The organism is Pseudomonas medicaginis, from assembly GCF_965119365.1.
Classification (GTDB): domain Bacteria; phylum Pseudomonadota; class Gammaproteobacteria; order Pseudomonadales; family Pseudomonadaceae; genus Aquipseudomonas.
Genome location: NZ_OZ221631.1, coordinates 3,014,503 through 3,034,857 on the forward strand (window position 1 = coordinate 3,014,503; position 20,355 = coordinate 3,034,857).

Sequence of the window (20,355 nt, forward strand, 5' to 3'; positions counted from 1 at the left end):
GGGGTAGCGCCCTGACAATCGCTACCGGGTTATGTGCCCGAAGTTGCGGCCGGGGATTTGCTCATGGAGAGCGATGGTCGAAGGCCAGGCGGGGTCCTACCGTTTCAATGACGGGGTATTGCTGATGAGTCATGTGAACAAATGCACAATTATCTTTGATGGTCAGTCACTGTCAGGCAGCGCTGATATCCCACTGATTGAATTTCTCGCCGCGCATGGCATTCAACTGCCCCATATCTGCTATCACCCCTCCTTGGGCGCCTTGCAAACGTGTGACGTATGCTGGGTTGAAAACAATGGCCAACTGGTGCGTGGATGTACGCTGCGCACCGCCGACGCGATGAACTTGACCAGCCAGGGCCAGGCGCGCAAGGCGCGGCATGAGGGGGTGGATCGCATCCTTGCCAAGCATGAACTGTATTGCACGGTGTGCGAGCACAATACTGGCGATTGCACGTTGCACAACACCGTAGTGGACATGCATCTGCCCATCCAGCGCTATGAATATAGACCCAAGCCTTTTGCTAAGGATCACTCCAATCCGTTTTACACCTACGATCCGGACCAGTGCATCTTGTGTGGACGTTGTGTGGAAGCGTGTCAGAACGTTGAAGTCAACGAAACGTTGTCCATTGACTTTTCTGCTGAACATCCGCGGGTGCTGTGGGATGGCGCGCAGGTAATCTCGGGTTCCAGTTGTGTGAGTTGTGGGCATTGCGTCACGGTTTGTCCATGCAACGCGCTGCTGGAAAAAACCATGCAACCGGACGCCGGGCCCTTCACTTCTATGGCGCAAGGGCTTAAGCGGCCCCTGATCAATGCCGTCAAAACCCTGGAGAATACAATCGGCGCGACGCCTATCTCCGCTATTTCAGTCATGGATATTCAGTGGCGCCAACCAGAAATCAAGCGCACCAAGACGGTCTGCACTTATTGCGGGGTAGGGTGTGCTTTTGAGATGTGGACACGTGACCGTCAGATTCTCAAGGTCCAGCCGATGGTCGACGCACCGGTCAACGGTATCTCCACATGCGTTAAAGGTAAGTTCGCTTGGGATTTCGTCAATGATCCCCAGCGGCTGACGATGCCGCTTATCCGCGAAGACGGACGCTTCCGTGAAGCCGGTTGGGACGAGGCCATGGATTTGATTGCCCGTCGACTTTTGGCCATTCGCGATACTCATGGTCCCGACAGCATTGGATTTATCGGCTCCAGTAAGGCCAGCAATGAAGAGGCCTACCTGACGCAGAAAATTGCCCGGCTCATTATCGGTACCAACAACGTGGATAACTCTTCTCGTTATTGCCAGAACCCGGCCACCAAGGGTTTGTTCCGAACGGTAGGGTATGGTGGGGATTCAGGGACCATTGAAGACCTGCAAAAAGCCGAACTGGTGATCCTCGTGGGCAGCAATATGGCTGAGAATCACCCCGTCATCGCTTCCAGGCTCAAAGCCGCTCAAAAACACCATGGGCAAAAATTGATGGTGGTCGATCCACGATGCCATGAGATGGCCCAGCGCGCCGATCTGTTTTTGAGAATAAAGCCTGGAACCGATCTGATCTGGGCCTCTGCCATAGCTCGCTACCTGTTCGAGCAAGGTCGTGTTGACGATGCCTTCCTAGCCAGTCAGGTCAACCAGGTTGAGCAATATCGTCTTTCACTCGAGCCATTTACCTTGGCGTTTGCCGAGCAAATGACGGGCATTGCCCAGGCGCAGTTGGTCGAGGCGGCGCACATGATTGCCGATGCCAACTCCGTCAGCATTTGCTGGGCCATGGGCATTACCCAGCACAGCCATGGCGCCGACACGAGTACCGCACTCTCCAATTTATTGCTGGTGACCGGTAACTATGGCAAGCCAGGAACCGGTGGTTATCCCATGCGTGGTCATAACAATGTGCAGGGGGCCAGCGATTTCGGTTGCTTGAAGAATATGTATCCAGGTTACGAAAAAGTGACGGACTTGCAGGTCCGCGCCAAGTGGGCCAACGCATGGGGGGTGCCGCCGCAGCATCTCAGCGACAAAGTTGGACAGGACAATTTCCTGATGGTCAAGGAAGCCGACGAGGGCAAGATCAAGTCAATGTATGTCATTGGGGAGGAGACAGCATTTTCAGATGCCGATTCAAAGAACGTTCATGAGGCCTTTACCAAGCTGGATTTCCTGGTAGTCCAGGATATTTTTTTTAGCCGCACGGCAGAGTTTGCCGATGTTGTTTTGCCTGGATGCCCAAGCGTTGAAAAAGAGGGCACCTTCGTCAATACCGAACGGCGCATCCAGCGCTTTTATGAGGTGATGCCGCCCTTGGGGGACAGCCGTCCAGACTGGCGTATCCTGACGGATCTTGCCGCCCGGATGGGTCATGACTGGGGGTATACCCATCCCGGACAGATCATGGATGAAGTGGCAAGCATCGCGACGATCTTCAATGGCGTCAGCTATGAGCGGCTGCAAGGGTGGCAGTCGTTGCATTGGCCGATGAACCCTGATGGCACCGATACGCCTTTGCTCTATACCAATGGATTTCACACACCCGACGGCAACGCCGTGTTGTATCCGTTGACCTGGAAAACGCCTGTCGAAGAGACCGACGAAGAATTCGATCTGATGCTCGACAACGGCCGCATGCTCGAACATTTCCAAAGCATGAACCAGACAGACAAGGGCAAGCGCACGACCTCGCTTTCGCCGAACGGGTTCGTTGAGGTCAGCCCTGAGCTGGCCGCTCGAAGAGGGCTGGAGGAGGGTACGTGGGTACGTCTTTCTTCACGCCGTGGCTCGCTGGAGGTTCCAGTAGTGATCACCGACCGGGTGCAAGGCCACGTGTTGTTCATGCCTATTCACCAAGGTAAACCGGGTCTCAATAAGCTAACCGGAGAACACCACGACCCGGATGTCAACACACCGGCTTACAAGGAGACGGCGGTCAAGCTGGAAGTATTGTCCAGAGAACCGTTTTACCAGCCGATACCGCCCGGCAATTTCCGCCACGGCAAGCGCACCCCGATCGACGGCGTGCCCGCTCAGATCGTTCAGGTCAAGTGGGCGAGGGAGGATTATGTTCCGCCTCTCGAACAAGCCCCTAACCCGGAGAAATTCTAATGGCAGAACGCATCCAGCACGAGGTCAAGCCACCCAAGATCGGTCCTGATGCCCATGAGGAATTGGAGCGCCTGCTCCAGACGATGCACGCACACGGAGTCTTGCGTTTCGCCAACGACTTGATCGCCGCCAACATACCTGTCACCAAGGTGCTTGTGGATGGGCTGAATAAGGAAGGTACTTTAAATACGCTGCAAAACCTTTCGATACTTACGATGGCCTTGTCGCGTATCCCACCGGAGCATTTCTACAAGGTAGCGTTCGCCTTGAAGGATGCGCTTGTTCATGCCGGGGCCTACGAGCCGCAGCCTGACAGCAACGACGCCCCGGGCCTCAGTGGCGCCTACAAGATGCTTCATGACGAAGCGTTATGGCAGGCAGTCATGCCTGTGATCGAGGTCCTCAAGGTGTTTGCAGACGGTTTGGGGAAGAAGGTGGACAAGCCCATCTCCGAGTTCAGCGGCAAGCCAAGCAATGCCTGACGCTTGTGTCGTCATCATCAATGGCCATGAGGACGAAAGGTGAAGTCAAAGTCACCAGGGCGACCCTACGATGCCCCAGATATTCCCGCGATCAGCTGATACCTGGTTTCGCCTGGCGTTGCTGGCGATCTTTGGCGGCTCGACAATGCTGGTAGCCGTATGCTTTGCGCTGGCGCGCTCCGATTACGTCACGGGCGTTAACTGGACAGTCAATCAGCCCGTCCCCTTCTCTCACGAACATCATGTGGGCGGATTGAAGATCGATTGCCGTTATTGTCACGACTCAGTCGAAACCAGCGCCCTGGCATCGATTCCGCCTACCCATACCTGCATGACGTGCCATTCGCAGATATGGACCGATGCCCAAGTGCTGGAGCCTATCCGCCAGAGTCTGCTCAACCGTTCGCCGATCCGGTGGAACCGTGTTGCCAGTTTGCCGGACTACGTTTATTTCCATCATGACATCCACGTCCAGGCGGGAGTCGGATGCGTTGAGTGCCACGGCCCCGTGCAAACCATGGCTTTGATGCGCCGCGACAAGCCTTTCCAGATGAGATGGTGCCTGGAGTGTCACCGCGATCCGGCGCCTCGATTGCGGCCCCGACAGTTCGTCACCGACATGACCTGGACCACAACGTTGAATCGTCGAGAGTTGGGGGAGCGCCTGATGCGAGAGCAGCACATTGGCGTTTCAGACCTCACCTCTTGCTACATTTGCCATAGGTGAGCCAATGGATCGTCCAACGCTCGATTATGTCGCCATTCGCCGTCACCTCAAGGAACAACGGGGAGCGCATTACTGGCACAGCCTGGAAGAACTGACTAATGACCCAACCTTCCAGGCCTTGCTTGACGCGGAATTTCCCGCCGGCGCGGAGCCGATGGACCGGCGTCGCTTTCTGCAACTGATGGGCGCCTCGTTGGCACTGGGCGGATTAGCGGCTTGCGGGCCGACACCGGGAACGGCTGTGCCGTACGTTGCGCAACCGGAGATCATCGTGCCTGGCAAGTCGCTGTACTACGCCACGGCCGTCGAGTTCGCCGGGTACGCTCAACCCGTGCTGGGGCGTACCCACGTGGGACGACCGACCAAGCTGGAGGGCAACCCTCAACACCCGGCCAGCGGCGGGCGTTGCGATGCTTTTACCCAGGCTGCCATTTTGCAACTCTGCGATCCGGACCGCTCAAAAGGACCTCGCTTCAAAGGGAGCAACAGCACCTGGAGCGCCGTGGAGCGGATGGTCAGCGAGCTGCAGCCGCAGCTTGACCGCTCCAAGGGCAAGGGCATGCATGTGCTGATGGGTGCCAACAGCTCGCCCACGCTGCATCGGCAATTAAAGCTCATGCAACGGCGCTGGCCCGATACGGCGTTTTATCAATTCGAGCCATTCGAAGGGCAGCGCTACGGCGCCGCTCAACGTGCGTTTGGTCGCGCGGTGGAGACCCACTATGTGCTCGATAAGGCGCAGTTGATCCTCAGCTTTGAAGACGATTTCCTCGGGGCCGGTCCCAAGCAGACGGCTCACGCCCTATCTTGGGCCGGGCGCCGATCGGCCGCAGCCAAGGGTGAGGGTGAGTCTCGTCTGGTCATGGTGCAGGCGTCTCCCACGTTGACCGGCGCCAAAGCCACGCAAACCCGCCCCATCGCGCCCTCGCAGTTACGTGGATATGTCCGAGCGCTGGCCGCCGCGCTGGGTGAGGGCAGTGCCCTGCCTTTGCCAGAGCAAGAGCAGCGCTGGATCGATTCGCTCGCTCAGGCCCTGCAAGCGCGTCGAGGCGATTGCCTGATCATGGCCGGCGCGCAGTTGCCCATGGATTTGCAGGCGGCGGTGCATCGCCTGAACGAACGGTTGGGTAATGTCGGACGAACCGTGATGTACACCGATCCAATTTTACTGACAGACGTTGGCGAGCAATCGCTGGGGGACGTTCGTACATTGACCCGGGCGATGCAGTCCGGCGAGGTCAGGACATTGCTTGTGCTGGATGCCAACCCAGCCTATAGCGCGCCAGGCGATCTCTCTTTTCGCGAGGCCATGGAAGGTGTTCCGCTGCGCATTCATGCCGGTTTGTACTATGACGAAACCGGCGCTCGAAGTCATTGGCATTTGCCTTTAAGCCACCGCCTCGACAATTGGAGTGATGCCCGGGCTGCTGACGGCAGTGTCTGTATTGCACAACCTCTGGTACAGCCGTTCTACAGCACTCGCTCGTCTGGCGAGATTGTGGCGATGCTCACCGCCCATCCTGTGCTTGATGCGCAAGGCCAAGTCCGGGAAACCTGGTCAATGATATCAACGCAGCAATGGCGCGAGGCGGTTTCCCTGGGCTTCATCGACGGCAGCGCGCTGCCTTGCGTCCAGGTAAAGGCCGGTCCGGTTTGGTTTGACGAACCGAGCCGGCAGGTTTCTGGCCAGACGGGACTGGAGGTTCAGTTTCGACCGGATCCCTGTGTCTGGGACGGACGTTTTTCCAATCTGGGTTGGCTGCAGGAACTGCCCAAGCCGATCACTAAGCTGACCTGGGACAATGTCATAGGTGTGCCATTATTTGTCGCCGAGCAGCAAGGGCTGAGCAATGGCGACATCGTCCGGGTGACCGCCAATGACCGCTGGGTGGAAGGACCGGCCTATGTCATGCCGGGCCAGGCGCAGACGGTAATCACGTTGTTTGCCGGCTACGGGCGTGAGCGCGACGGGCGGGTCGGCACCGGCCTGGGTTATGACTACGCTGCCCTGCGCCGGGGGGATTCACCGTGGCTGCTGACCGGAGCAAGCCTGGCTCCGACCGGTGAAAAAGCCAACCTGGCCTTTACACAAATGCAGCACAACCAGATCGGGCACGAGTTGATCCGGCACCTGCCGCGCGCGGAGGCTATCGGCCCTGCGGTTTTTCAGGAGGCGCAGCCTACGCTTTATCCGCCACATGCCACCCATAATCCTTCCTGGGGCATGTTGATAGACACCGATCAATGCATTGGTTGTAACGCCTGTGTCGTGGCCTGCCAAGCGGAAAACAATGTGGCGGTCGTTGGCAAGGAACAGGTAGCCAAAGGGCGCATCATGCATTGGCTCAGGGTCGACCATTATTACGAAGGCTCGCCACTGTCGCCCAAATCGACCTTCTTACCGGTGCCTTGCATGCATTGTGAACGGGCGCCCTGCGAGGTCGGCTGTCCGGTCAATGCCACTGTCCATGGCCCCGACGGACTCAACGAAATGATCTACAACCGCTGCATTGGAACGCGTACCTGCGCCTCGTACTGCCCTTATAAGGTACGGCGTTTCAATTGGTACGACTGGACAGCCGAGGACGAACCTTCCATCCAGGCCCAACGCAACCCCAACGTGACGGTGCGCGCGCGCGGGGTCATGGAAAAATGCACGTACTGCGTACAGCGTATCAGCGAGGCACGTATCGAGGCCAAGAAACAACACCGTGAAATCGCCGACGGAGAAGTACTCACGGCCTGCCAGCAAACCTGTCCGACGCAAGCCATCCTGTTCGGTGACCTGAGCCAACAGAACAGTGCCGTCAACAAGGCGCGAGACAGCATTCGCCACTACGCGTTGCTGCAAGAACTCAACACCGGCCCCAAAACCACTTACCTCGCCGCGATCCGGGACAGCGATATCGAGGAGCAGACATGACATCTTTGCCTGGAACCGAGCGTGCTGGCCGTTTGGCCATGGAGCGCCACTGATGGCCGCCACTCCGCATTTTCTGCCCAAGAACCTGGCCTATGGCAGGGTGTCCGAGCAGATAATCGATACGCCGCTGGTGTTTGGTCACCGGCAGCAATGGTGGGTTTTGTTCGGTGCCGGTATGGCTTTGCTCTTGTTGTTCGGCGTCTCGGTCATCGTTCTGTTCTACAAAGGTGTTGGGGTATGGGGCAACAATATTCCGGTGAGTTGGGCCTTCGCGATCCTCAACTATATGTGGTGGCTGGGGATCGGCCACGCCGGCACGTTCATCTCCGCGCTGCTGTTGTTGCTGGACCGTCCCTGGCGCAATTCGTTGAACCGGCTGGCGGAACTGATGACCGTCATGGCAGTTGTCTGTGCCGGCATCTATCCCATCTTGCACCTGGGGCGTCCCTGGTTGTTTTTCTACACCGCGCCGTACCCAAGCACACTGGGCCTGTGGCCGCAGTTCAAAAGCCCTACCGCCTGGGACTTTTTTGCAGTAGTCACCTACCTGGTGGTGTCCTTGTTGTTCGTCTATATCGGTGCGGTACCGGATTTCGCCACGGCCCGGGATCGGGCCAGGACACGCCGCCAGCAGTTGTTCTATGGCGTCCTGGCGCTTGGTTGGCGCGGAGCTGCGTCGCATTGGGCGCATTGGCGCCGGGCTTATCGGCTCATCGCGTTGCTCGCGGTGCCCCTGGTGTTTTCGGTTTCCAGCGGTTACTCCTTTTTGCTGGATCTGGCGCTTGAACCGGGCTGGCACTCGACGGTTTTTCCACCGTATTTCGTGGCCGGGGCGGTGTTCTCCGGTTTCGCCCTGGTGGCAGTGATTGCCTGTGGCTTGCGTAGGTTCCTGGGGTATGAGCGTCTGATCACCCTGCGGCATCTGGACCAGTTGGGCCGGCTGATTCTGGCAACCGGCTGGCTCACTTCGTACGGTTACATAGCCGATCTGTTCACGGCGTTCTATAGCGGCGAGCCACAGGAGCTGCACGTGACCATGACCCGACTCTGCGGGCCGAACGCCTGGAGCTTTTGGCTGGCGATCTTCTGCAACGTCGTCATGCTGCAAGCTCTGTGGTGGCGTCGGGTGCGCTGCAGTCCGTCATTGCTGGTCATTACCAGCATGGCGGTGCTGGTCGGCATGTGGGCTGAACGATTCATGCTGGTCATTACCCCGGTCACGCGGGATTTCATGCCGTCGATGTGGAGCAATGCCTACGGGCCGACTTTTTGGGAATGGGCGTTGTTCATCGGGACCTTTGGCTTGTTTCTCATGCCGTTCGCGCTGTTCATCCGGTTCGTGCCAATGGTGTCTTGTTTCGAAGTAAAGGAAGCGTTGTTCCACGCGCGAGGAGACAAGCATGAATGAGACACGCCTCTACGGCTTGCTGGCCGATTTTGCCACACCCCAGGCATTGGTCGATGCCTCCAGGGCGGCGCGTTCGGCGGGGTATTCCCGGCTCGAGGCGTACAGCCCATTCCCCATCGCAGCGCTGGAAAAACCGTTTCGGCTCGAGGACCGTCGCGTGCTGTGGTTCGGCATCGGTGGCGCCTTGCTGGGGGCTCTGTGTGGCTTCGGCCTGCAGGTCTACGCCAGTCTGGATTACCCGATCGACATCGGCGGGCGCCCCTTGATTGCCCTGCCGGCGTTCATGATCGTGACCTTCCTGATGGCGGTGCTGTTCGGGGCGATTTTTTCGGTGTTCGGTTTGTACTGGCTGTGCCGACTACCACGGTTGCACCATCCACTGTTTGAAGCCGACGTGTTCAGACGGGCGATGGATGATCGATTCCTCCTCTGCATACGCAGCGATGACCCCCGCTTCGATGGGGTCGAGACGGCACTTTGGCTTGCCGACCGCGCAGTCTCCGTGACGCGGGTGGCGATGTGATCCCGAGGTGGCGTTGCTTGGTGCTCGCCGCAGCGCTTCTGGCACTGGGGGGCTGCGATGATATGTCTCGCCAACGCAAGGCCAAAGACCAGGGGGGCAGCGAATTTTTTTCCGACGGTAAAGTCAACCAGAGCCCACCGGCCGGAACCATTGCCCGTGGAGCCCTTGAACGGGCGGCTGTGCTGCAAAAACGGCCACCGATGAGCCAGGCGTTGCTGGATCGAGGCCAGGAGCGCTTCGATATCTACTGTTCGCCTTGCCACGGATTGGCGGGTGATGGCAATGGGACCGTGGTGGCCCGAGGGTTTCCCAAACCGCCGGACTTTACCGAGCAGCGGCTGCGCGAGGCGCCAGACCGGCATTTGGTCGACGTAATGACCTACGGTTACGGACAGATGTACAGCTATGCGGCACGGGTGGAGCCGGCTGATCGTTGGGCAATCGTCGCCTATATTCGTGCGCTTCAATTGAGCCGACATGCCGAGGCGGATCGTTTGACGGTTCACCAGCGGCATGCCACGCAGGCTCATCCATGACAGTCCGCCGTTGGGCTGTTTCAGCCGTGCTATTGGGCGGACTCCTCCTGCTTGTGGGGAGTTTTTTCGCTGATCGCGAAGTCCTGGCCGGCTGCCTGGTGGGATTGGTCGGCGTGGCGGCCTTACCCCTAGGCGGCCTGACGTTGGCCATGCTCCTGGCCCTCGTCTCGGGCAGTTGGCGAGACATGCTCTGGCCGGGAGCCGCCGCGATCGCGCGAACCGTGCCGATGATCGTTGTGATGTTGCTGCCGATGCTCGTGGGGCTCGATCAACTTTTTGCCTGGAGCCATGAGCAATTCGAAGGGTTCCGAGGTGCCTGGCTATCCCCTGGGTCCTTCATTTTCAGGGCTGTCCTGTATGCATCGGCCTGGATTGCCCTGGCCCGGTGGATCTTGCCTCTTGTCCGCCTGCGGCCGGAACTGGCAGCAGTGGGTGCCATCCTGATGGTCCTGACCGTTTCGGCTGCCGGAATTGACTGGATCATGACACTTGATCGGCATTTCCATTCTTCGATCTTTGGCCTCTTGTACCTTGGACGGTCCATGCTCTCGGGCATTGCGCTGGCGATTCTGTTTGCCTTGTCACGGCACGCACCACGTCCTGGCGTGCTGCGCGGTTTGTTGGCAGCCGCCGTTCACGCCTGGTTGTACCTGCACTTCATGCAATATCTGTTGATCTGGTCGGCCGACTTGCCCCGTGAAATCAATTGGTATGAGGTCCGTGCGGTTGGCGTTTGGGCATACATGCTTTGGGTGATAGCCCTCGGGCAAGGTGCGTTAGTCGCGCTAGCGTTGTTGTTTCCGTGGAGTGAGCGGCCTGGCGTCTTGGCCACGCTGAGCCTTATCACGCTGGCCTTGGGCCTGCTTGAAAGCGCTTGGCTGGTGTTGCCTGCGCTGGAAGGCTTGGTCCCGGTCATTGCGCTTGTGTTCGCGTTGGCCGCTTGGTTGGGGTTTGGCGGCCTGGTGGGGACGATTCTGGCTCCAAGGAGGGTCGATGGACATTGATACCGAACAATTGTCGAAAGAAAAGGGCTTCGAGCAACGGGACGTTCACGTAGCAGCCATTGTTTATACAGGCATTGGCTTAGTGGTGGCATTGGCACTCTGTGTGACGGTGGTCAAGCTGACCCTTTTCGTTTATGGGGCGTCGGTCCGTCAACCGCCCCTGACCCCTCTGGAAACACAGCGCGAGCCAGTGCCTGAACCCCATTTGGAATCCGATCCATCCAGTCACGGCGCGCGGATTATCCAGCAAGCCCGGGAGCGCCTGGCCGGCAGCGGTTGGGTCGATCCGCGTCGTGGCATCGCGCATATTCCGATTGCCCAGGCCAAGGCTGAGTTGGTGCGAACAGGCTGGACGACCCGGGCGCAATGGCGGCCAGGGGAGCGGCGCTACCCGCTGTTGCGCCAGGGCCAGCAGGAGCGTGCACCGTGATCGACTCAAACGTTACAAAACGGCTGGCGCGATGGTGGCTTGGCTGTGCGGTGCTGTTCATCGGGTGCCTGAATGTCCAGGCGGCAGAGCTGTTCGACCCCTTTGGATCGGCCGGCATCGATCAAAAGCCAGGCGCCTCGGTTCCTTTGGCGACGCGATTGACGGATCAACGAGGACGTTCCGTTCGGTTGGGCGATCTGCTGGGCAAGCGGCCGGTCGTGCTGGCCCCGGTGTATTACACCTGTGCGAATGTCTGCGGAGCGCAACTGGCGAGTCTGTTCAACGTTCTTGAGGCGCTGGATTACCGTGTCGGCCAGGATTTCGATCTGATTGCCTATAGCTTCAACCCAACTGAAACAGTGGCTGACGCGCAAAAAGAGATGAACAAACTGCGCCAGCGTTGGCCACAACAGGTTGATGCCAAGGGTGTGTATTTCCTGGTGGGTGATGATGTCGCGACCAAAGCGCTGTCCGACGCGGTCGGCTTCCGGTATCGCTACGATCCCAAGGTGCAACAGTATGCTCATGTGTCGGCCATCGCCGTGCTGACGGCGCAAGGGCGCTTGGCTCGCTGGCTCTATGGCCTCGGTTATCAACCCAATGACATGCGACTGGCGATCACCGAGGCGGGCCAGGGCAATGTCGGGTCGTTGGGCGATCAATTGCTTTTGCTTTGCTACCACTACAACCCCCGAGTCGGAGGATATGACAGCGTGGTGATGCTCGCGCTGAAAATCGCAGGCGTCATGACGGTATTGCTACTGATCGGTTTTATTGGCTGGGCGCTGCGTCGCGATTGGCTACGCAAGGGGAGAACGCCATGAACGAGAATACGTTCATCAAGTTCTGGCCCGAACAGGCCTCCCATTACGCCGGGCAAGTGGATTGGCTGGTGGCAACGTTTACCGGGATGATGTTGTTATTCGTGTTGCCTGTATTTGTCTGTTTGCTGGTCTTTTCCTTTCGCTACCGCCAGGGTACAAAAGTTCCCCGGGACCATCGCTCCATCGGCAACCATAAGATCGAGATCACTTGGATAGCTCTGCCGTTCCTGGGGGCCATGGTGCTTTTCGTTCTGTCTTCCCGGCTTTACTACGTCTCTCGTACACCACCGGCGGACGCGATGGAAATCCATGTGGTGGCCAAGCAATGGATGTGGAAGTTCCAACACCCGGGTGGCCAGCGTGAAATCAATGCGCTGCACGTGCCTGTGGGGCGGCCGGTGAAACTCAACCTGATTTCTCAAGATGCGATCCACAGCCTCTATTTCCCGGTCATGCGCAACAAACAGGACGCATTGCCAGGCACTTATACGCACATGTGGTTCGAGGCCAATAAGCCCGGCACCTTCGAGGGCAAATGTGCGGAATATTGCGGCACCGATCATTCGACAATGCGGGTCAAACTGGTGGTGCTCAAACCTGAGGAGTACGAGCGCTGGCTGGAGGAGTCCGGTACTTCGAAAAGCCTGGCGCGACAGGGGGAAGGGCTGTTTCGTCAGTTTGGTTGCAGCGGTTGCCACGTTGACCGTCCCGACGGTGCCCTGGTGCACGCGCCCCCCCTGTCGGGGCTTTATGGGCGCGCCGTGGCGCTGGCCGACGGTGGCAAAGTGATTGCGGACAGCGGCTACATTCGGGACTCCATCCTGTTGCCGCAAAAACAGATCACCGCCGGGTACGAGCCGATCATGCCGACCTTTTCCAATGTCCTGGACGAAGAGGCTGTGCTTCGCCTGGTGGCCTATATCAAGTCGCTGGCGACGCCGCAGCAAAACGGAGACGCGCAATGATTTCTCGAATCCGCCACGTGTCCAGTACCGAGCCAAGTTACCTGGACATCGAACACGGTCTGAAATCATGGTTCTTGACCACCGACCACAAGCGTATTGCGGTTCTTTTCATGATCGCAGTGACCTTTTTCTTCTTCGTGGGCAGCCTGGCGGCGGGCGCTATCCGCATCGAATTGATCACGCCGTCCGGCGACTTCCTCACGCCGGATGGCTACAACCGCAGCTTCACGCTGCACGGGGTGATCATGGTCTGGTTTTTCCTGATTCCGTCTATTCCGTCGGTGCTTGGTAACTTCCTGATCCCCTTGATGATTGGCGCCAAGGACATGGCTTTGCCCCGCATGAACCTCGCGAGCTGGTATTTGCTGGTCGGCGGAGGTCTGTTCACCATGAGTTCCCTGATTGCTGGCGGGGTGGACACCGGTTGGACCTTCTATACCCCATTGTCGACGATGTTCAGTCACGGTCATGTGGTTGCTGTGATCATAGGCATCTTCGTGACCGGTTTTTCGTCGATATTCACCGGCATCAACATCATCGTGACGGTCCACACCTTGCGGGCCCCCGGCATGACCTGGTTCCGCTTGCCATTGTTCGTGTGGTCTCTCTATGCCACCTCGGTGATCCTGGTATTGGCTACACCGGTGCTGGCAATCACATTGGTGCTGCTGGCTGCTGAGCGCTTTTTCGGCATCGGCGTGTTCGACCCCCGTCTGGGGGGGGATCCGTTGCTGTTTCAGCACTTATTCTGGTTCTACAGCCATCCGGCGGTTTACATCATGTTGTTGCCGGGCATGGGTGTGATCAGTGAACTGGTCACCGCTTCGGCGCATAAGCGGATTTTCGGCTATAGCTTCGTCGCATTTTCCAGCGTGGCAATTGCGATCCTCGGTTTCATGGTCTGGGGGCACCATATGTTCGTCGCGGGCCAGTCGATGTATGCCAGCATGCTGTTCTCACTGTTGAGCTTTCTGATCGCCATCCCGTCCGCGATCAAGTCATACAACTGGACGGCTACTTACTTCAAAAGCCGCCTGACCATTAACGCGATATTCCTCTACACCCTTACATTCATGACGCTGTTCCTGTTCGGCGGGACTTCGGGATTGTTCGTCGCGTTATTGGCTGCGGATGTCCATGTCCATGACACCTATTTCGTCGTGGCGCATTTTCATTACATCATGGTGGGGGCGGCGGTCTCGGCCTACTTCGGCGGGCTGCATTTCTGGTGGCCCAAGATCACTGGCAAGCTGTATCCCGAACTCTGGGCGCGCGTGGCGGCGGTCATGATGTTCGCGGGTTTTAACCTGACGTTCTTTCCACAGTTCATTCTCGGTTATCTGGGTATGCCGCGCCGTTATCATAGCTACAGCCCCGAATACCAATTTCTCAATGACATGTCTTCTGCCGGCGCGGCGGTACTCGGCGTTGCGTATACGCTGCCGTTCATCTATTTGACCTGGTCGCTGTTCAAAGGCCCCCGGGCAGTTGCCAATCCATGGCTTGCCGCAGGCCTCGAATGGAGCGTGCCTTCACCGCCGCCCAAGCATAACTTCGTGGAAACTCCGGTCGTGGATTTCGAGGCCTATGACTATCCCCCCGAGGCAACCCATGGCCGGACTTAGAAGCCCCATCACCGACCAGTTCCAGACCGCTGCGCAACGGCGGGAGGGGGCGTATCTGGGGATGTGGTTGTTTCTGAGTACTGAGATCATGATGTTCGGCGGCCTGCTGTTCATCATCGGATACTACCGCTTCGCCTATGAGGCGCAGATCAGTCAGGCGGTCGAACATTTGCATTACGGGTTGGGTGGGGTCAATAGCGCGTTGTTACTGACCAGTAGTTTTACCATGAGCCTGGCCATCCTGGCGGCGCGTGAGGCGAGAATGGCACGCCTGAAAGTGATGCTGTTGGTATCGGTAGGATTGGCGATTGGTTTCCTGGCGCTCAAGGGCTACGAATACCACTGGGAATACACAGAAGGCCTATTGCCGGTCCTCACGTCCCAGGCTCCCCTCGAAGAGCCGCCGGCACGCTTGTTCATGGGGCTTTATCTGATCAGCACCGCGCTGCATGCGCTGCATATCCTGGTCGCGAGTGTCCTGGGATTGGGCATTTGGCTGCGGCTTTGCCTGGGACGCCTGCCGATGCCCGGGCGGGTGACTGTAATCGAGACGTTTGCGTTCTACTGGCATACCGTGGATGTCATCTGGATCTTTTTATACCCTTCGCTCTATCTCATCGGGAGGCCCGTATGACTGCGTCTCGATTGTTCGCTGTTTATCTGGGCGCACTGGTCTTGCTAGGCATTGCGATCCTCGGTTCCCTGACGTCTTTTCCATATCGGGGCGCTCTCGTCTTGACATGTGCCTTGGGCGAGGCGTGCCTGATACTGATGTATTTCGTCGAGCTCAAGAGCCAAAGTGCTCTTGTTCGTCTTTTTGCGCTGGGGGGCGGGTTCTGGCTATTGCTGCTTTTCGCCGGCCCCGTCATTGACATAATGACTCGTTAGGCCAGCTTACGCAGGGTGGTCCCTTTGATGCTCCCACCCTACGGTCGATCGGGACCCGGTTCGAACCCCGATGAAAGGTGATGGCGGGACGAATAGTCGCCCAGTAAGTCACTCCTTTCTTGCGCATGGCTTCGCAGCGATCAGTGCTCGAAATGCCTGAGCGAAACCTGCTATCTGGCCGGGACCGAGCCAAGCCCTTCGTTGCTTTCCATTGAATGTTTCATGGAATTTCTCTGAACGCCTCTTCGGATGCCGAGTCGTAATTTCATTCGCGAAATTTCGTTTTCAAACGCTTGGCGCAAAGGAGAAAGCGTATGGCGACGGTGAGTGATTTTCTTATCGAGCGACTCAGTCAATGGAGCGTGACACGTATCTTTGGCTACCCCTGGGACGATATCAACGGGGTTCAGGCGAAAAAGTTTGCCAGCATCCTGATCGAAGGCGATCCGGACGAGGCAGCTATCCTCAAACAGACTGCCAGGCAGGTCGTCGGCAGACTCCTGCCCGGCCTGGGGAAAGACGCATGAGTATTCAGGCTTCGCCAACGCTACCGATCACTTCGGTCCTTGCCAAGGCTTATAGAATCCCCACTGACGAGCCGGAGACCGATGGCACGCTTGGCTGGTCCTCTACCGGCATGGTGGTGGTACAGATAAAGGCAGGTGGCCACGAAGGGCTGGGCTACAGCTATACCGATCCGCTGATGGCCCGGTTCGTGATCGAGACCCTCAAACCGCGACTGTTGGGCGCCGACGCCTGGTCTGTCGAGGCACTGTTCGATCGCCTTCAGGCGCAAGTTCGCAACCTTGGTCGTACGGGGCTGGCGGCAATGGCGCTCTCAGCCGTGGATATCGCACTTTGGGATCTCAAGGCGCGCGCCATTGGCGTGCCGCTTGCGACCCTGCTGGGCAAGGTGCGTGATGGCGTGCCGGTCTATGGCAGTGGCGGCTTTACCTCGTTCGACACGCCCGAGCTGATTGAGCAACTGGAAGGTTGGACTCAGAGGGACGGGTGTTGCCGGATCAAGATCAAGATCGGCAACCAGCACGCACGGGATCTGGAGCGGGTGCGGGAAGCAAGGAGGGCCGTGGGTGTCGCTGAGTTGATGATCGATGCCAACGGTGCGCATACGGTGCGTACGGCGATCACCTTCGCCCATGCCGTCGCAGATGAAGGCGTGGGTTGGTTCGAAGAGCCGGTCACTTCTGATGATATTGCCGGTCTCTCGCAGGTGCGTCAGGCGATGAGCGCGGCGGGACTGCCCATCGACATCGCGGCGGGGGAATACATCTGGTGTCCTGAGGACGCGATGCGGATGCTCCAAGCCGAGGCTGTGGACGTGCTGCAAATTGACGCCACACGCTGTGGCGGTGTCACGGGGTGGCGCCGTATCGCAGCCTTGACACAAGCCGCCCACCGCGTCTGTTCGGCCCATTGCGCGCCCGCGCTGCACCTGCATCTGGGATGTACGACCACAGGGCTTGAACACATTGAATGGTTCGCCGACCACGCCCGTATCGAATCGATGTTTTTCGATGGAGCACCGGTTATTCAGCAAGGTGAGATTCGCGTGAGAACGGATCGGCCGGGCCTTGGGCTGGAGTTGAAACACAGGGACGTTGAATGCTGCGCAGTCTGGGAGGGTTGACATGGCCTCAAGCCGTTTGCTGAAACTGCTGGCCGCCGGTGCGCTGGGCGTACTTGGGGGGGGCGCGTATGCCTGGCAGAAACTTGAGTGTGGCCGGCGTCACGACACTTGCGAAGGGCCACACACTGCTTCTTCGCCTCATATCTGCGCCGCTCGACGCCTCAATCGTGGTGCGGGAATTCTCGCTCTATCCGTCGCTGCGGACAGCGCCCTGGAGCATTATCGTGGAGCCTTTCATAATCGAGCCATGTACATGCCGCTGGTGACTTCCACGCTGGCACTGGTGGCCAGCGCTCATGGTTTGCAGGATCAGTCGCCGGCAGCGCATCGTCTGCGCGATTACGTCTACACCGGTGCTGTGATTACGGGGTTTGTAGGCACGGCTTTTCACTTCTACAACATCAGCCGTAAACCCGGTGGCTTCAATGCCGATAATCTGTTTTATGCCGCACCACTCGGGGCTCCCGCAGCGCTGATTTTGTCAGGCTTGCTCGGCGTCTACGGTGAGCGGGTTCGTGATACCGCCCAGGATACGTTGCCCAAAGTATTCGGCCTGCCTGCCGGTGAAGCGGTCGCCTGGATGACCGCAGCAGGTTTGCTGGGAACAGTGGCGGAGGCTGGGCTGTTACATTTCAGGGGGGCGTTTCAGAATCCCGTCATGTACCTGCCGGTCAGCTTGCCGCCGATGGCCGCTGGTCTGCTGGTAGCCACCGTACTGGGAGGCGAAACGCAACCGCGTCTGCGCTGGATGTCTCGATTAGGGCTGCGCATGACAGCGATCATGGGGCTGATGGGCAGCTGCTTCCACGGCTTTGGCGTGAGCCGCAATTTCGGTGGGTGGAAGAACTGGCGTCAGAATCTGCAGGTCGGCCCCCCGATTCCCGCGCCACCAGGCTTTACGGGGCTGGCGCTGGCTGGGCTCGCAGCGCATCGCTTGCTCGACGCCGAAACGCATATCAAGTTGCGTCGAGATCGATCATGAAAACGCGTTATCCCGGTTATGACGTAATGGATAAACGAAGTGGCCCCTCGTGGAATGAAGCCACCCGCACTGTTATCGAGCAACGTCTGGCGGTGCCGCTCTTGCCTCGATTTTTCAACGACACACAATGGCGAACCCTGCTGGCATTCTGCGCCTGTGTCTTGCCGCAACCCGCTGACCGTCCTGCTATTCCTGTGGCGGCCATGGTCGACCACAAATTGCACAATGCGATTCGCGAGGGCTATATCGATACCCGCCTGCCACCTGCGCCAGAGGCATGGTGTCAGGGATTGGTCGCCATCGATGAGGAGGCCATGTCATGTCATGGCGTGGCCTTCCATGAATTGTCTTGCGAACAACAGCATGCATTGATTATCGCGGTGGAGCAGGGCACGGTCACTTCGCCTCGTTGGGACCATCTGCCAAGCCAACTGCTTTTTCGATCACGCCTGATGCATGACCTGGTCGTAGCGTATTACAGCCATCCCAGTGCTTGGAGCGAAATTGGCTTTGGTGGCCCGGCCAGTCCACGCGGCTACGTGCGGCTGGGGCCTGATCGACGTGACCCTTGGGAGCCCGCCGAGGCTAAGGAAGACCAGGCACTTCAGATCGTTGAGGTCAATCGCCATGTCAGATAACGATATGCTCGATGCGCTGCACACACCGCGCGGATTGAATGGCCTGGCGCCGAATGTATTCCGGGCGGGCGGATGGGTGCCCATGCGCGAATATCCGCAGGACCAGCCCGTGGACTTCGCCATTGTCGGCACAGGCGCTGGCGGCGGCACCCTGGCCTGTCGGTTGGCCCAGGCGGGCTTTTCGGTGGTGGCGTTCGATGCAGGAGCTTGGTGGAGACCGCTGGAAGAGTTTGCATCGGATGAACTGCACCAACAGAAACTGTTCTGGCTGGATGATCGCCTTTGCTCGGGTAACAATCCCTTGAAACTGGGCTCGAACAACAGCGGGCGAGCGGTCGGGGGCAGCACGGTGCATTTTGCGATGGTTTCGCTCAGGTTTCGCCCTGAGTGGTTTAAGTCGCGATCGCTGCTAGGTTACGGAGCGGATTGGCCTATCGACTGGCAGCAGATGTGGCATTACTACGGTGAAGTCGAGCGGATGCTGAAAATTTCCGGGCCGGTGCGTTACCCGTGGGGGCCTCGGCGTCCCCGGTATCCCTATCGTCATCATGAGGTGAATGCAGCAGGGCTGGTTTTGGCGCGGGCGTGCGAAGCGATGGGGGTCGCCTGGGCACCGACGCCATTGGCAACTTTGTCAGCACCGCGTGAAAACGCGCCACCGTGTGTCTATCGCGGTTTTTGTGTCAGTGGCTGTTCGACCAACGCCAAGCAGAGCGTGCTCAATACCTGGATTCCAAAAGCGCTCAACGCCGGGGCCGAAATTCGTGATCTGGCCATGGTCGGGCGCATCGAAACCGACTCACGCGGACTGGCCTCGGGCGTGCATTTCCATCGTCAGGGGGGATGGCATTTCCAGCGGGCGCGCAACGTGGTGGTGGCAGGTTGCGCAATTGAAACGCCCCGTCTGCTATTGAACTCGGCCAATTCAAAGTTTGCGGATGGTTTGGCCAACAGTTCCGGCCTAGTGGGTAAATACCTCATGGTGCAACTCAACCAGGCGGTGTGGGGGGAGATGCCGGAAGAGGTCCGCTCGTACAAGGGGCCACCCTCTCTCGCCCTCTGCGAACATTGGAATTACGAGGATCGCGGCAAGGATTTCCATGGTGGCTACTGCTTCATGAGTCAGGGACCGTTGCCGATGGCATGGGCTGCAGTGCAAGCGGGACGAGGGCTTTGGGGGGAAGCGTTGCTCCGTGAGATGCAGCGCTACAACCACATTGCAGGACTCAAAATCGTTGGCGAAACCCTGCCTCAATTGAGCAATCAGGTAACGTTAAGCGATCGGCTGGATGGCTTGTCCCTGCCCGTCGCCAAGCTGGATTTTTCGTTGTGCGATAACGACAGGCGTCTGGTGCGCCACTCGTTGGATTTCATGGAGCAAGGATTGCAAGCGGCAGGAGGCCGTGACATCTGGCGAGAAACGGACGACACCTGTCATCTCAACGGCACCGCGCGCATGGGATCCTGTCGCGAAGAGAGCGTGGTCAATGCCGATTGTCGCAGCTGGGATATCCCCAATCTTTGGATCTGTGATGGCTCGGTATTCCCCACCGTGGGGGGCGTCAATCCTTCGTTGACTATTCAGGCCATTGCTTGCCGTACGGCTGACCGAATCAAACAGTTGGCAAGTCGCGGAGAACTGTAAC

General features: G+C 58.5%; 18 protein-coding genes. All 18 read left to right on the forward strand.

From position 1 onward, the window contains the following. Positions 1-73: 73 nt before the first annotated feature. The 18 genes from fdhF to ACMTA2_RS13525 all read left to right on the forward strand — a co-directional run bounded on the left by fdhF (position 74) and on the right by ACMTA2_RS13525 (position 20,354). Entirely contained in the window at positions 74-3,106 is a 3,033-nt protein-coding gene (gene fdhF / locus ACMTA2_RS13440) for a formate dehydrogenase subunit alpha (protein ID WP_231139220.1), read from the forward strand. Then, a complete protein-coding gene (locus tag ACMTA2_RS13445; RefSeq protein ID WP_058545207.1) occupies positions 3,106-3,588 on the forward strand; it encodes a helical membrane plugin domain-containing protein in 483 nt (160 codons plus the stop codon). Before fdhF ends, ACMTA2_RS13445 begins: the two co-directional genes overlap by 1 nt. 70 nt (positions 3,589-3,658) lie before the next feature. Further along, the gene (locus ACMTA2_RS13450) at positions 3,659-4,315 is read left to right on the forward strand and encodes a cytochrome c3 family protein (RefSeq protein ID WP_058545208.1); all 657 of its coding nucleotides are present in this window, start codon (positions 3,659-3,661) and stop codon (positions 4,313-4,315) included. Continuing rightward, on the forward strand, positions 4,272-7,238 hold the full coding sequence (locus ACMTA2_RS13455; RefSeq protein ID WP_413795204.1) for a TAT-variant-translocated molybdopterin oxidoreductase: 2,967 nt from the start codon (positions 4,272-4,274) through the stop codon (positions 7,236-7,238). Before ACMTA2_RS13450 ends, ACMTA2_RS13455 begins: the two co-directional genes overlap by 44 nt. Before the next feature lie 52 nt (positions 7,239-7,290). Further along, positions 7,291-8,646: an NrfD/PsrC family molybdoenzyme membrane anchor subunit gene (gene nrfD / locus ACMTA2_RS13460; protein ID WP_058545210.1), complete on the forward strand. Its 1,356-nt coding sequence runs from the start codon at positions 7,291-7,293 to the stop codon at positions 8,644-8,646. Next, entirely contained in the window at positions 8,639-9,169 is a 531-nt protein-coding gene (locus tag ACMTA2_RS13465; protein ID WP_058545211.1) for a DUF3341 domain-containing protein, read from the forward strand. The genes nrfD and ACMTA2_RS13465 overlap by 8 nt, the downstream gene beginning before the upstream one ends. A gap of 62 nt (positions 9,170-9,231) precedes the next feature. Next, complete coding sequence (locus tag ACMTA2_RS13470) at positions 9,232-9,705, forward strand: c-type cytochrome (protein ID WP_058545212.1); 474 nt, start codon at positions 9,232-9,234, stop codon at positions 9,703-9,705. A gap of 149 nt (positions 9,706-9,854) precedes the next feature. Continuing rightward, positions 9,855-10,709: a hypothetical protein gene (locus ACMTA2_RS13475; protein ID WP_413795205.1), complete on the forward strand. Its 855-nt coding sequence runs from the start codon at positions 9,855-9,857 to the stop codon at positions 10,707-10,709. Next, entirely contained in the window at positions 10,699-11,139 is a 441-nt protein-coding gene (locus ACMTA2_RS13480) for a hypothetical protein (protein WP_058545214.1), read from the forward strand. The genes ACMTA2_RS13475 and ACMTA2_RS13480 overlap by 11 nt, the downstream gene beginning before the upstream one ends. Further along, the gene (locus tag ACMTA2_RS13485; RefSeq protein ID WP_231139221.1) at positions 11,136-11,963 is read left to right on the forward strand and encodes an SCO family protein; all 828 of its coding nucleotides are present in this window, start codon (positions 11,136-11,138) and stop codon (positions 11,961-11,963) included. The genes ACMTA2_RS13480 and ACMTA2_RS13485 overlap by 4 nt, the downstream gene beginning before the upstream one ends. Continuing rightward, complete coding sequence (coxB, locus tag ACMTA2_RS13490) at positions 11,960-12,928, forward strand: cytochrome c oxidase subunit II (RefSeq protein ID WP_058545215.1); 969 nt, start codon at positions 11,960-11,962, stop codon at positions 12,926-12,928. Before ACMTA2_RS13485 ends, coxB begins: the two co-directional genes overlap by 4 nt. Further along, positions 12,925-14,553, forward strand: a complete 1,629-nt coding sequence (locus ACMTA2_RS13495; protein WP_058545216.1) for a cytochrome c oxidase subunit I — start codon at positions 12,925-12,927, stop codon at positions 14,551-14,553. Before coxB ends, ACMTA2_RS13495 begins: the two co-directional genes overlap by 4 nt. Further along, positions 14,540-15,187, forward strand: coding sequence for a cytochrome c oxidase subunit 3 (locus ACMTA2_RS13500; RefSeq protein WP_058545217.1), 648 nt, complete (start codon positions 14,540-14,542; stop codon positions 15,185-15,187). Before ACMTA2_RS13495 ends, ACMTA2_RS13500 begins: the two co-directional genes overlap by 14 nt. A gap of 568 nt (positions 15,188-15,755) precedes the next feature. Further along, complete coding sequence (locus tag ACMTA2_RS13505; protein WP_058545219.1) at positions 15,756-15,968, forward strand: hypothetical protein; 213 nt, start codon at positions 15,756-15,758, stop codon at positions 15,966-15,968. Beyond that, positions 15,965-17,089, forward strand: a complete 1,125-nt coding sequence (locus tag ACMTA2_RS13510) for an enolase C-terminal domain-like protein (RefSeq protein ID WP_058545220.1) — start codon at positions 15,965-15,967, stop codon at positions 17,087-17,089. Before ACMTA2_RS13505 ends, ACMTA2_RS13510 begins: the two co-directional genes overlap by 4 nt. Before the next feature lies 1 nt (position 17,090). Further along, the gene (locus ACMTA2_RS13515) at positions 17,091-18,071 is read left to right on the forward strand and encodes a hypothetical protein (protein WP_081264395.1); all 981 of its coding nucleotides are present in this window, start codon (positions 17,091-17,093) and stop codon (positions 18,069-18,071) included. Next, entirely contained in the window at positions 18,068-18,709 is a 642-nt protein-coding gene (locus ACMTA2_RS13520) for a gluconate 2-dehydrogenase subunit 3 family protein (protein WP_064106792.1), read from the forward strand. Before ACMTA2_RS13515 ends, ACMTA2_RS13520 begins: the two co-directional genes overlap by 4 nt. Next, the gene (locus ACMTA2_RS13525) at positions 18,699-20,354 is read left to right on the forward strand and encodes a GMC family oxidoreductase (RefSeq protein WP_413795206.1); all 1,656 of its coding nucleotides are present in this window, start codon (positions 18,699-18,701) and stop codon (positions 20,352-20,354) included. The genes ACMTA2_RS13520 and ACMTA2_RS13525 overlap by 11 nt, the downstream gene beginning before the upstream one ends. Position 20,355 lies beyond the last annotated feature (1 nt).